Here is a 13,146-nt window from a genome sequence, read left to right as displayed (position 1 = left end):
ACGTTTAATACCTTGTTTAACACGTATCGCCTGTATGCTACAATCCTTTGGGAAATACCTGCTGTTCATGCAAAGCCTCTTCACCCGGAAAGAATCGACACGCATTCTATTCGGCCGCACTATCGACGAGGCTATCCTGATCGGCATCAACTCTATCTTAATCGTTGCCATCGTTTCCACCTTCATTGGCGCCGTAACCTGCGTGCAGGTAGCCTATAACCTCGACAACGCTTTTATCCCCCGTTCCACCATTGGCTTTATGGTGCGCGAAATGACTATCCTGGAACTGGCTCCTACCATCACGTCTATTGTGCTGGCAGGCAAAGTGGGCTCGAGTATTGCCGGCGGACTGGGTACGATGCAGATTACCGAGCAGGTAGACGCGCTGGAGGTAATGGGCATCAACTCAGCCTCATACCTGGTGCTGCCGAAAATGGTGGCCTCTATCCTGGTTTTTCCAATGCTGGTGATTCTGGCTATGTTCCTTTCGATTCTGGGCGGTTACTTGGCCGGAACAATTTCAGGTGAACTGACGCCGCAGGAATACATTACAGGTATACGCGACCAGTTTATACCTTACAACATTACTTTTGCCCTGATCAAATCGGTGGTGTTCGCTTTTCTGATTTCGTCTATTTCTTCTTTCACAGGATACAACACCCGCGGAGGAGCACTGGAAGTGGGGGCGGCCAGTACATCAGCCGTGACCAGCAGTGTTATCGCCATCCTGATCGGGGACTTTTTGCTGGCTTACCTCCTGCTGTAGGCCGGCCTGCTTTATTCTATTTTAAAACACATGATTGAAATACACAACATACATAAAGCTTTTGGCGACAAGAAAGTGCTGGACGGCGTAAGCGGCGTCTTCGAGACCGGTAAAACGAACCTGCTACTCGGCGCCAGCGGAACCGGCAAAAGCGTGCTTCTCAAGTGCATTGTGGGCCTCATCAAACCCGACCTTGGCAGCGTGACCTTCGACGGTACTTACTTCACCAACAACAAGCTCGACATCCGCCAGGAGATCCGCCGCAAAATTGGCATGCTCTTCCAGGGCTCGGCTTTGTTTGATTCAATGACGGTGGAACAAAATGTGGAGTTCCCGCTCAAAATGCTCACCGAAATGAACAAGGAAGAGCGCATGGAGCGTGTGAACTTCTGTTTAAAGCGCGTGGGACTGGAGGGCGCAAACAAAAAAATGCCTTCCGAGATTAGTGGCGGAATGAAGAAACGCGTAGGTATAGCCCGCGCCATTGCTCCGAACTGTACTTACCTGTTCTGTGACGAACCTAACTCAGGCCTTGACCCGCAGACCGCTCTGAAGATTGACGAACTGATCAAAGAAATCACCGAAGAGTACAACATCACCACCATCATCGTGACACACGACATGAACTCGGTGATTGAGATAGGTGACAAGATCATGTTCCTGTACGAAGGCAAAAAGCTTTGGGAAGGCACCCGAGATGAGATCATGGACACGGACATCAAAGAGCTCAACGACTTTATCTTCGCCAACCGCCTGATGCGCGACGCCAAAAAGGTGGAGGAAGAAGAGCGCGAAGAAGAACGTGAAGAAGAAGAGCGCCAGCATAACCAGCAGCAAGCAACTCAGGACCAGGAGAAAGCGCCTTCAGCAGAAACGATAGAAACACAGGACGAACCGCAGCCCGAAAACCCCGAGGGGCCGACTGCCACCACACAGACTGGTAAGACTCAGGTATAGGTATAGGTATAGGTATAGGTATAGGTATAGGTATAGGTATACCTACCGCTCAGAAAAAAAGGCTCCCGCTAAGGTAAAGCGGGAGCCTTTTTTATAGGTATAGAAATCTTTTTAGAAGTCCAGGCCGAACAGCATACCTGCTACAGTGGCGGTCATCATACAAGCCAGGGAAGCACCCAGCAAAGCGATAAAGCCAAGCTTGGAAAGCTGCCCCTGCTGGTTTGGTGCCATGCTGCCTATACCTCCAATCTGGATGGCGATAGAACTGAAGTTAGAGAAACCAGCCAGCGCATAAGTTGCCATAACGAGCGCCTTTGGCCCAAGTGTACCCGCCTCCTTCATGTTGGCAAGGTCTAAGTAAGCCACAAATTCGTTGATGGCAGTTTTCTGCCCGAGCAAGCTGCCTACCTGCAGTGTATCAGCCCAGGGTACACCCATGATAAAGGCAAATACACGGAAGATCTGACCTAGTATATACTGCAGGGAGAAGCCGTTGAACTGTCCATTTGTGCTGGCTACTACCATTTCGTTCAGCCCTGTCCAAACGCCGATCATATCAGTCAGGATGTAGTTAACCAAAGCGATTACAGCGATAAAAGCAAGCAGCATACCACCCACGTTAGCGGCCAGGCGCAAACCATCCCCCGCTCCCCTTGAGAGCGCATCGATCAGGTTCACACCCAACTGCTCCTGGTTTACTTCCAGTTTGTTCGTAATTTCTTCGTGCTCCGTTTCAGGTACCAGAATTTTAGCCAGTACTATACCTGCAGGAGCATTCATGATGGAGGCTGTGAGCAAGTGAGCTGCAAAAATAGCCTTTTGGGCAGGATCATCGCCTCCCAGAAAAGACACGTATGCCGCCAGTACACCACCTGCCAGCGTTGCCATACCACCTGTCATAAGGCACATCAGTTCCGAGCGCGTCATGCGGGCGATGAAGGGACGCACCAGCAACGGTGCTTCCGTCTGCCCCAAAAATATGTTACCTGCCGCAGATAGGCTCTCAGGACCCGAAAGGCGCATCACCTTCGACATCACCCAGGCAATGCCATACACGATCTTCTGGAGCACACCGAGGTAGTAGAGGCCAGCCGATACGGTAGAAAAGAAAATGATGGTAGGGAGAACCGAGAAGGCAAAAATAAAGCCTAGTCCGTTATTTTTGGAAGGATCGGCCAGGTTACCAAAGAGAAATTGCGCACCTGCCTGCGAGAAATCCAGAAAGGTAACAAAGCCCTCACTCACATAGGCAAAGCCTTTTGCCACTACGGGCACTTGCGTTACAAGCACGCCAAAAAGAATCTGCAGGAAAACACCGTAAGCGACGAGACGCCAATCTATGTTTTTACGACTTTTGGAGAACGCAAAGGCGATGGCAATAATGGCTAGGAGGCCAAGAAGCCCTCTGAAAATATCGAACATGCTGTGGGAAAAAATTTGGCCAAAAGTAAGGCGAATATCTGTTAAAACAAAAAGTCCTGCACCTTAAGGTGCAGGACTTTTCGCATATAGCGTATGTTAGGCTAATTGCGCTTGTTCAACTCGTCGCGGATTTTGGCGGCACGCTCGTAGTCCTCTTTTTCGAGGGCTTCGTTGAGCATCTTGTTCAGGTCGTCTACCGAAGTCTGGTTAAGGGGCTCCTTGGTTGTCGAACTCGATGTTGAACCGCTTTTAACAGTCATTTCCTCATCTTCGTCCTCCTCTTCTTCCAGGTCGCTCAGAATAATGCCAGCTTCCGACAGCACACTCTCCACGGTATAGATAGGTACTCCAAAACGCAGCCCGATCGCAATAGCGTCGGATGGACGCGCATCCAGCTCAAACTCCTTCTCTCCGTCGGTGCACATGATCTTGGAATAGAACACGCCTTCCTTCAGGTCAGAGATCAGGATCTCAGTGATGTTCACGCTCATCTGCTCGGCAAAGGTTTTGAACAGATCGTGCGTGAGCGGACGGTTGGGGTTGATTTTTTCTATCTGTATGGCAATGGACTGCGCCTCGAACATACCGATGATGATCGGCAGCCTGCGGTTTCCATCACGCTCTCCCAGCACCAGTGCAAACGATCCTGTCTGCGACTGGCTGGAGGAGAGCCCGAGTATCTCTAGCTGTATTTTTTTCACAATTAAGCGCTTCTTGTTCTATTTGTCTAAAGCTTTGGCAGCTTCTATCAATTTAGGAAGTACCTCGAGCGCATCGCCAACTATGCCATAATCAGCGGCTTTGAAGAACGGCGCTTCCGGATCCTTATTAATAACGACAATCACTTTAGAAGAGTTAACCCCTGCCAGGTGCTGAATGGCGCCAGAGATGCCAGCCGCGATGTACAGGTTCGGGCTTACCGTGATACCTGTCTGGCCAACGTGCTCATGGTGAGGGCGCCAGCCGATATCAGACACTGGTTTGGAGCAAGCTGTTGCTGCACCCAATTCTTTTGCAAGTTCTTCGATCAGGTGCCAGTTTTCAGGACCTTTCATACCGCGACCGCCCGATACGACGATTTCAGCCTCTGGCAGCAGAACGCCACCGTCGGTTTCCTGCATCACCGTTTCCTTTGGAGCTACAGCAAAATCAGACTCAGCCAGATCAGCGGAGATTTTTTCTACTGTTGCCGAAGTGCCCCCGTTGCTGATGATGTCGGTGCTGTTTTTCTTTACCGCGATGATCTTCAGGTCAGAGGTCAGGTTCACTTGCGCGAATGCCTTGCCCGAGAACACACCACGTGTCACAGTGAAGTTGCCGCCGTCAATTTTCGGTAGTTCGGTTACGTTGGTGGCCAGTGAGCCGTTCAGGCGAACAGCCAGCTTAGAGCCTACCGCAGCACCGATGTTGGAGTTGGAGAACACCAGTACTTTAGCGCTTTCCTGCTGGGCAGCTTTCGCGATAACTTTCACGTAAGCGTCAGCTACGAACTGTTTCAGGCGGTCGTCCGCGTCGTACAATACTTTGCTGATACCTTGCTCGCCCAGTCTGGCCAAAGCGTCTTCGTGTACGTCACCAATGGCTACCGCCGTGGCGGATGTGCCCATGGCTTGTGCCACCTGGCTGCCGTATGATGCAGCCTCCAGCGAGGACTTCTTGATCTCTCCGTTCAGACCTTCTACAAATACTAATACAGACATATTACAGTACTTTAGCTTCGTTTCTCAATAGTTTAATCAATTCGCCGGCATTGTCCGCGTCAATCAGCTTCACGCCGCTCTTTTTCTCGGGCTTGCTGTAGTTCACGTATTCCGACTTGGCTTCGCCACCGGCAGCTTCCACTACTTTGAGTGGCTTGGTACGGGCCGTCATGATGCCGCGCATGTTTGGGATGCGGGGCTCACACATCGGCTGCTGGGCGCTGGCTACGAAAGGCAGTTTTACTTCCACCACTTCTTTGCCTCCTTCGATCTCACGCTCCAGACGGGCCGTGCTATCGTCTACCATATCCAGTTTAAAGGCCGGCGTTACAGACGGAATACCCATCATTTCGCCCACCATGTTGTGTACCTGGAAGCCGTTGTAGTCAATGGACTCCTTGCCCATCAAAATCATATCGTAACCGCCTTCTTTGGCGATGGCAGTGATCTGCTGTGCCACGAAGAAAGCGTCTTTCGGGTGTGCGTTCACGCGGATGGCGTCGTCGGCGCCAATGGCCAGTGCCTTCCGGATGTTCGGCTCAGCGTCGGCTTCGCCTACGTTCAGCACGGTTACGCTGCCGCCTTTAGCTTCTTTCAGCTCAATGGCGCGGGTTAATGCGTATTCATCCCAAGGGTTGATCACGTACTGCACCCCGTTCTTGTCGAACTCTTTATTATCTCCAGTAAAGTTGATTTTGGATGTAGTATCCGGAACGTTACTGATGCAAACTAATATTTTCATGATTAGAAATGTTAGCTTATTTAAAATTAGATTTGTGCGAAGTTAGTTAAAATATAGCCAAATAGAAATGTCTCAAAACAGATTAGAACAACTCTATAAGTTTCTGGAAGAAGACCCGAATGATTCGTTTACGCTATACGCAATTGCGACTGAGCTGCGTAGTTCCGACCCGCAAAAAGCGATGGAATTTTACGAAAAACTGCTGTCTGAACATGAGCGCTACGTAGGTACTTATTACCACGCTGCCAGTCTGTACGCAGAACTCGGGCAAAACGATATGGCGGAGCAAACTTATAAGAAAGGGATGCTCGTGAGCCGCCAGGAAGGCAACATGCACGCTTTCGCCGAACTGCAACAGGCGTACAACAAATTTATGGGCCTGGATTATGAAGACGAATAGCCGTCTGCTAAACGCAAGTTTGGTACCGTTTCAAAAATAGTATGCATGCAGCGTATTTGCAAATTATACTTACATAACTTTTGCAGGTATATTTTTCTGTACCTGAATCTTGGAGGAGAACCTATTCCACGGATTGATGGGATCCGGTAGAAGCTATTAACTTCTTACTATTTTGCCAATATGCTACTCTCGGGGATTTCCAATCAAAAGGAAGTCATTGCAAATCCGAAAGAGTGTCGTGATGGCCAGAGTCAGCTCAATCTTCTCCCATGTCCTAATTAAGCGAGGGCGTTTACCCTCCTCCCTATTCCGGAAAAAGGAGATAAACGCCCTCGAGAAAAGGTATAACAGGTATAGCCTAGCGCAAACTCACCACCAAATCGTCGGTATTTACCAGTGAGCCTTCCGGCAGGTGCAAGTCAGCAATTTTAGTGGCTTCGGAGGCCGTGATAGTAGTTTCCATTTTCATGGCCTCAATTACGAACAGCGGCGTGTTTTTCTTCACTTCCTGATCTTTCTCCACCAGTATCTTCGAGAGCAGTCCCTGTAGTGGCGCCCCGATGTGCTTCGAATTGCCTTTGTCTACTTTCTGGTGCTGCACCCGCTCCACTTTCACCGATTTGTCGCGCACTTCTATGTTTCGCGTCTGTCCGTTGAGTTTGAAGAACACGGTGCGCATACCGTCCTCGTCGACGTGGCCCAGTGACTGGTACTTCACCACAATAGATTTACCGCGTGCGATGTCAATGATAGCCTCCTCGCCCTGTTGCATACCATAGAAAAAGAGGCGTGTCGGGATTTTGGAGACATTGCCGTACTGCTCATAGTGTTTGTGGAAAGCTTCGTACACCTTTGGGTATAGCTGATACGAGAGGAAGTCGGTATACTTGGTATTTTCCCCGAATTTCTCCTGAAACGCCCTGAATTCTTCTTCCAGGTTAATAGGCTCCAAGTGTTCATTTGGTCGGCTGTCGTAGGGCTTTTCGTCTTTAAGCACGATGGCCTGCAGCTTTTTCGGGAAGCCACCCACCGGCTGGCCCAGATCGCCGCGGAACAGCGCCTGCACCGACTCCGGAAACGAAATCTGATCGCCGCGCTCCAGCACATCTACCGTTGTCAGGCCGTTCGATACCAGGTATAGCGCCATGTCGCCAACTACTTTGGAGCTTGGTGTTACCTTCACGAGGTCGCCAAACAGCTGGTTCACTTCGGCATAAGTCTCTTTTATTAATTCCCACTTATCACCCAGCCCCAGCGCATTGGCCTGCGGACGAAGGTTGGAGTACTGTCCCCCCGGAATTTCGTGGTGGTATACCTCGGCCGTGCCCGCCTTCAGACCCGATTCAAACGGATAGTAGTACTCGCGCACCGTTTCCCAATAGTTGGCGTGGCGGTTGAGACTCTTCTGGTCAAACTCGCGGTGCGACTCCTGAAAACGCATCGCCTCTACCATAGAGTTAAAGTTCGGCTGCGAGGTAAGCCCCGACATCGAACCCAGCGCCACGTCCACCACATCCACGCCTGCTTCAATGGCTTTGAGGTAAGTGGCTGACTGTATACCTGAAGTATCGTGCGTGTGCAGGTGAATCGGCAGCTTCACAGTATCGCGGAGTGCCTCTACCAGCACCTGCGCTGCGTATGGCTTGAGCAACCCGGCCATGTCTTTGATAGCCAGAATGTGTGCCCCGGCATCTTCGAGCTGTTTGGCCAGCTGCAGATAGTAATCTAAGGTATACTTGGTTTTGCTCGGGTTGAGGATGTCACCGGTATAGCAAATGGCGCCTTCAGCCAGACCGCCCGTACGTTTGCGCACGAAGTTGATGCAGGGCTCCATGCTCTTCATCCAGTTGAGCGAGTCGAAGATGCGGAAAATATCCACCCCCGTCTCCCACGATTTCTCGACAAAGGACTCAATCAGATTATCCGGATAAGCTTTATACCCTACCCCATTGGAACCCCGGATCAGCATTTGCAGCAAAATGTTCGGTATAGCCTCGCGTAGTTCGGCCAGTCTGCGCCACGGGTCCTCATGCAGGAAGCGCAGGCAGACATCAAAGGTAGCACCACCCCATACCTCCATACTGAATATCTGCGGATGGTCTTTAGCGTAGGCTTCAGCTATTTTGAGCATGTCGAACGAACGCATACGGGTAGCCAGCAGGGACTGATGCGCGTCGCGGAAAGTGGTGTCAGTGTAATGAATCTGCTTCTCGTTGCGCAGCCATTTCGAGAATTCATCCGGTCCGAGTTGCGTAAGCAGGTCTTTGGTGCCCGGTTCGTAAGGTTTGTTCAGGTTGAAGCCGTGGAAATCCGGTTTGGTGAGCACTTTATTCGGATCTGGATTCTTCACATCCGGGTGGCCGTTCACGATCACATCAGCCAGGAAGCTAAGTAGTTTGGTCGCGCGGTCCTTACTCTTTCGGAACACAAAAAGCTCCGGGTGATTCTTCACAAAGTCTACGGTGGCATCGCCTGAAATAAAAGTCGGATGCGTGATGATGTTTTGCAGGAACTGGATGTTCTGCTTCACACCCCGGATTCGGAACTCGTCCAGGGTACGCGACATTTTCATGGCAGCGTGACGCAAGGTCGGTGCCTGTGCCGACACTTTTACTAATAACGAGTCGAAGAACGGACTGATCTTGGCGCCCTGGTATACGCTGCCCTGGTCGAGACGAATGCCGAAACCACCGGCACTGCGGTAGGCGATGATGGTACCGTAATCTGGTTTAAAGTCGTTTTCGGGATCTTCGGTAGTAATGCGGCACTGGATAGCCACGCCATTTGCCCGCACGGTATGCTGCGGACCGAGCAGTACTTCTTCATTATCCAAGGTATAGCCGTCGGCGATGAAAAGCTGCGTTTTAATCAGGTCTATACCTGTGATCATCTCCGTCACGGTATGCTCCACCTGGATGCGTGGATTCACTTCGATGAAATAGATGTTATTGTTGTGCGGCTCCACCAGAAACTCCACCGTGCCCACATTGTTGTAATTCACGGCTTTACAGATGCGGATGGCGTAGTCGTAAAGCTGCTGGCGGGTCTCCTCGTCTAGGCTGATGGCCGGGGCCACCTCCACCACTTTCTGGAAACGGCGCTGCACCGAACAATCGCGCTCAAACAGGTGGGTAATGTTGCCATAGTTGTCGGCCACGATCTGCACCTCAATGTGCTTCGGGTTCTCAACGTACTTTTCCAGGAACAGCGTGTCGTCACCGAAAGCTTTCAGGGCTTCGTTCTTCGCTTCGAAAAAGCCTTTTTCCAGTTGCTCGTCATCCCGGATCACACGCATACCACGTCCGCCACCACCGGCAGCGGCTTTGAGCATGAGCGGATAGCCAATGCGGTGGGCTTCTTCCAAAGCGGTGTCGTAGGTATTCAGGTCGAGATTGCTGCTCTGGATGATGGGTACCTCGCAGCTCATCGCCACTTTTTTGGCCGATACTTTATCCCCCAATGCCCCCATTACCTCCGGTCGCGGACCGATGAAAATAATACCATTCTCGGCGCACTTTCGTGAGAAATGCTGGTTTTCAGACAAAAAGCCGTAGCCCGGGTGAATGGCGTCTACGCCGTTTTCCTTGGCTATTTTGATAATGCCCTCGATGTCGAGGTAGGGCTGCAGCGGCTGGTTATCTTTGCCGATCTGGTAGGCCTCGTCGGCTTTGTAGCGGTGCAGAGAATAGCGGTCTTCGTAGGTATAGATGGCCACCGTCTGAATGTTGAGCTCGGTACAGGCCCGCAGCACACGTATGGCAATTTCGCCGCGGTTAGCGACAAGTACTTTTTTGATTTTCATACAAGGTGAGATGTAAGGTATAGCTGCACTATATTTTATGGATAAACGGCGAAAGGGAAAACCCCATACGCCACCGGTACAAGCAACACTATAATAACTAGGTATAGACGAATGGCAGATGGGAAATGAAGCGACCTGCCCTTTTGAAAACATCCCTTAATACAGGCTTTTTCCGGATAAGGTTATACTGCAATCGAGGCAGAAACGAGCCCTCCCTATACTTTTCCTCTCAGGGGTTCGCAACACATTGTAAAACACTAATATAGAGATTGATCCGGCGGCAAGCAAAAAAAATAGCGCCACTGTTGAACAGTAACGCTACCAAACAAATAAACACCCAAACTTTATTTTTATCAGAAAATCAATTGCTATACCTGATCTGCCTTACTTGGCCTGGTTCGTATATCACGCTAAAAAAGCATATGCGCTCCCGTACTTCTGTAACCTTTGTAACTGCCCCGATACCGATTTTCTCCTGCATCAACAGCTACGCTGGCCCATGTGCCTCTCCTGCATCTTCTTCTATACCTTGAGCATTATCAAATTTCGAATAATCCTACAAAAGTTCGTTTCTTAAACCCAATTCGGAATGCAACGAAGGTGTAGCGGACCTATTAAAAGCAGGTTAAAAGGAAATTAAATCTTGATTAAACGAAGGTCTAAATGTGGAGATCGACACGATTGTAGCCGGGCTTGTGTATATTTGGCGCCATGTCCCATTACCTTTTCCTTCTTTCGCTCTGCGCCCTAACGTTCCTGCAACCGCTGTCAGGCAGTGCCGCTATACCTGACTCCGCCACTACCGTTGTCAACAAAAAGCGGCTGGTGGTGCTGGGTACCGGATTTGGGGTGGGCTATACGAGCCTGCTGGTTTCTCTTAATAAAGCGTGGTACCAAGATCAGGAGCAAACTGGTTTCCACTTCTTCAACGATAACCGGCAATGGAAGCAAATGGATAAGGCCGGTCACTTCTGGGGCGCCTTCCACCAGAGCCGGGCAGGTATAGACCTGCTCCGCTGGGCGGGTGTGCCCGAAAAAAAAGCGATCCTGTACGGTGGCCTGACGGGCATCATCCTACAAACTCCTATCGAGATCTTCGACGGTTTTCAGGCGGATTATGGTGCTTCGGTTGGCGATGCCTTTGCCAATACGGTAGGCTCGGCAGCGGTTATGGCGCAGGAACTAGCTTGGCGGGAGGTGCGCATTATGCCCAAATACTCCTTCCGGACCACCCCTTATGCTGCGGAGCGTCCAAATGTGCTGGGCCATACCTTGGCTGAGCAGGCGCTTAAAGACTACAACGGGCAAACCTATTGGCTCTCCGTGAATGTGGGAGATTTTCTGAGCGAAGAAAGCAATTACCCCAAATGGCTGAGCATCGCGGTCGGCTATGGCGCAGAGGGCATGGTATACAACGATCCGGAGCTGAACAAGGCCCGTGGTTTTGATGCGCGCCGGCAGTTCTATCTCAGTCCCGACCTCAACCTGATGCATTTTAAAGGCCGCAGTAAAGTGCTCAACACCACGCTATACCTGCTCAGTATCATCAAAATACCGGCTCCGGCGCTGGAGTACAACCGGGCCGACGGACTAAGCTTCCATCCGGTATACTTCTAAAGCAGGATGATTAATCCGGCGCACAAATCGTATCTTTGATTAAAATCAGGCTGTACTTATATAATAAGGTATAGTCATAAGCTTTATACCTTTGGCACATGTCACATGCTTGTGACCAACCAACATCCATTAACGAATAACGAGAATATGAACGTAGGAGATCGCGTGCGCCTAATGTCGGGCCGTGAGGAAGGCATCATCACCCGCATACTAGAAAATAACATTGTGGAAGTCGCCATTGACAACGACTTTACTATACCTGTTTCCAGAAGGGAGATCGTGCTAATTGCCCCGGAAGAAGCCAAGGCTTTCCGCAATACCGAACCGGAGGCCTATGCAAAGCCTGCAGCCCGCAAAGAACCGGCTGCTCCGGTGCTGGCCGAAAAAGGCATTTACCTGGCCATGGTGCACCAATCAGACGAGTTACTGGCCGCCACCGTTGTGAACAACACCGATTACGACGTGCTTTTTACATCTGGCGAAGAGCGCAATAATCAGTACCGTGGTTTGCAGAACGACAAACTGGCTCCAAAGGCAAGCCGTGTGGTGACGCATTTTCACATGAAAGATTTCGAGAAATGGCCAACGTTGATCGTGCAGTTTTTGCAGCATCGCAATGGCGCTCCGGGTCTGTTTGAGCCGGTTACCAAGAAGGTGCAGTTCCGCGCCAATTCTTTCTACAAGAGCAAGAAAACCGCTCCGGTACTCAACAAAGAAGCCTACCTCTTTCAACTCGATACCAAACCAGTTACAGTTGACACTGACAAGATAAAGGAACAACTTTCTGAAAAGCCAGCCGCACAGGAAAAGATTAAGGTACAGGCACCCGATCATGAAGTAGATCTGCACATCGAAAAGTTGGTTGAGGATCATGCCGGCATGAGCAACACCGCCATGCTGAAGCTGCAACTGGACCGCTTTCAGGATGCCCTGGAACGCGCCATGGCCGCCAACATGCATGAGATCGTCTTCATACACGGCTCCGGTAACGGTGTACTCCGCAAAGAAATTCAGAAAATCCTGAGCCGTACTCCGGGTATCCGCTTCTTCGAAGATGCCAAGAAAGAAAAGTTCGGCTACGGTGCTACTTTGGTAAGACTGCGATAACAGTAAACAATGAACAATTATCAGTAAGTCCCCATATAAACTCAGAGAATTCAGCATCAGAATTATTTATCTGTGATTCTTGTTTACTGATAATTGTTCATTGTTTACTGTTTCGTACTTTTGCAGGTGTAGAAAACTTAACAGCAGGCCGTCTTATCGCTGCTCCCGCCTGGGAGGAGAGGAAAGTCCGGGCAACGCAGAGCATCCTACTTCCTAACGGGAAGGGGCCTTCCTGGAGACGGGAAAGCTACAGCCAGTGCCACAGAAAATAACCGCCCTTAACAGTCAACAGGGCTCAATAAAGTGGGATCAGTTTTCTGGTAACTGCTTATTGCTAACTGTTTACTGAAAAAGGGTAAGGGTGAAAAGGTGCGGTAAGAGCGCACCAGCGGCTGGGTGACCAGTCCGGCTGGGTAAACCTTAGGAGTTGAAAGACCAAATAGGCTGACAGCGTCTCGCTTCGGCGGGGCTAAGGGCTGCTCGTCCGATGTCAGTGGGTAGGTCGATGGAGCCTGCGCGCGAGTGCAGGCCTAGATAAATGATAAGACGTTGGGCTTTGGCCTGACGACAGAACCCGGCTTACAGGCTTGCTGTTAATTTTTCTTTCTCACTTCTATTTCGAAGCTATCCTTC

At 50.5% G+C, this 13,146-nt stretch carries 9 protein-coding genes, 1 other RNA gene and 1 pseudogene; 6 read left to right on the top strand and 5 right to left on the bottom strand.

Annotated elements, in window-relative coordinates:
* The first annotated feature begins 34 nt into the window (after positions 1 to 34).
* Both K3G39_RS00170 and K3G39_RS00165 read left to right on the top strand, forming a co-directional pair.
* Entirely contained in the window at positions 35 to 766 is a 732-nt protein-coding gene (locus K3G39_RS00170) for an ABC transporter permease (protein ID WP_220624150.1), read from the top strand.
* Positions 767 to 796: 30 nt separating this feature from the next.
* Positions 797 to 1,540: pseudogene (locus K3G39_RS00165) on the top strand (ABC transporter ATP-binding protein); the annotation flags it as partial.
* 294 nt (positions 1,541 to 1,834) lie between these two features.
* On the opposite strand, the gene K3G39_RS00160 reads toward K3G39_RS00165, so the two are convergent.
* The 4 genes from K3G39_RS00160 to K3G39_RS00145 all read right to left on the bottom strand — a co-directional run bounded on the left by K3G39_RS00160 (position 1,835) and on the right by K3G39_RS00145 (position 5,587).
* Positions 1,835 to 3,145 carry a NupC/NupG family nucleoside CNT transporter gene (locus tag K3G39_RS00160; protein ID WP_220624149.1) on the bottom strand — a complete coding sequence of 437 codons (1,311 nt, stop codon included), beginning with the start codon at positions 3,143 to 3,145 and terminating at the stop codon, positions 1,835 to 1,837.
* A gap of 101 nt (positions 3,146 to 3,246) precedes the next feature.
* The gene (locus tag K3G39_RS00155; protein WP_220624148.1) at positions 3,247 to 3,846 is read right to left on the bottom strand and encodes a bifunctional nuclease family protein; all 600 of its coding nucleotides are present in this window, start codon (positions 3,844 to 3,846) and stop codon (positions 3,247 to 3,249) included.
* Between the two features lie 18 nt (positions 3,847 to 3,864).
* Positions 3,865 to 4,845, bottom strand: coding sequence for an electron transfer flavoprotein subunit alpha/FixB family protein (locus K3G39_RS00150; protein ID WP_220624147.1), 981 nt, complete (start codon positions 4,843 to 4,845; stop codon positions 3,865 to 3,867).
* 1 nt (position 4,846) lies between these two features.
* Complete coding sequence (locus tag K3G39_RS00145; RefSeq protein WP_220624146.1) at positions 4,847 to 5,587, bottom strand: electron transfer flavoprotein subunit beta/FixA family protein; 741 nt, start codon at positions 5,585 to 5,587, stop codon at positions 4,847 to 4,849.
* Positions 5,588 to 5,654: 67 nt separating this feature from the next.
* Between K3G39_RS00145 and K3G39_RS00140 the strand changes: the two genes are divergently transcribed.
* Entirely contained in the window at positions 5,655 to 5,987 is a 333-nt protein-coding gene (locus K3G39_RS00140; protein ID WP_220624145.1) for a tetratricopeptide repeat protein, read from the top strand.
* Positions 5,988 to 6,345: 358 nt separating this feature from the next.
* Here K3G39_RS00140 and K3G39_RS00135 read toward each other — a convergent pair whose 3' ends face one another.
* Complete coding sequence (locus tag K3G39_RS00135; protein ID WP_220624144.1) at positions 6,346 to 9,789, bottom strand: pyruvate carboxylase; 3,444 nt, start codon at positions 9,787 to 9,789, stop codon at positions 6,346 to 6,348.
* A gap of 711 nt (positions 9,790 to 10,500) precedes the next feature.
* On the opposite strand from K3G39_RS00135, the gene K3G39_RS00130 reads away from it, so the two are divergent.
* The 3 genes from K3G39_RS00130 to rnpB all read left to right on the top strand — a co-directional run bounded on the left by K3G39_RS00130 (position 10,501) and on the right by rnpB (position 13,111).
* Complete coding sequence (locus tag K3G39_RS00130) at positions 10,501 to 11,406, top strand: DUF2279 domain-containing protein (RefSeq protein ID WP_220624143.1); 906 nt, start codon at positions 10,501 to 10,503, stop codon at positions 11,404 to 11,406.
* Positions 11,407 to 11,553: 147 nt separating this feature from the next.
* Positions 11,554 to 12,513 carry a DUF2027 domain-containing protein gene (locus tag K3G39_RS00125; protein ID WP_220624142.1) on the top strand — a complete coding sequence of 320 codons (960 nt, stop codon included), beginning with the start codon at positions 11,554 to 11,556 and terminating at the stop codon, positions 12,511 to 12,513.
* A gap of 140 nt (positions 12,514 to 12,653) precedes the next feature.
* An RNA gene (gene rnpB / locus K3G39_RS00120) (RNase P RNA component class A) lies at positions 12,654 to 13,111 on the top strand.
* The last annotated feature ends 35 nt before the right edge of the window (positions 13,112 to 13,146 follow it).

The organism is Pontibacter sp. HSC-14F20 (assembly GCF_019599265.1).
GTDB lineage: Bacteria > Bacteroidota > Bacteroidia > Cytophagales > Hymenobacteraceae > Pontibacter.
This window is presented reverse-complemented; position numbering and strand designations above follow the sequence as displayed.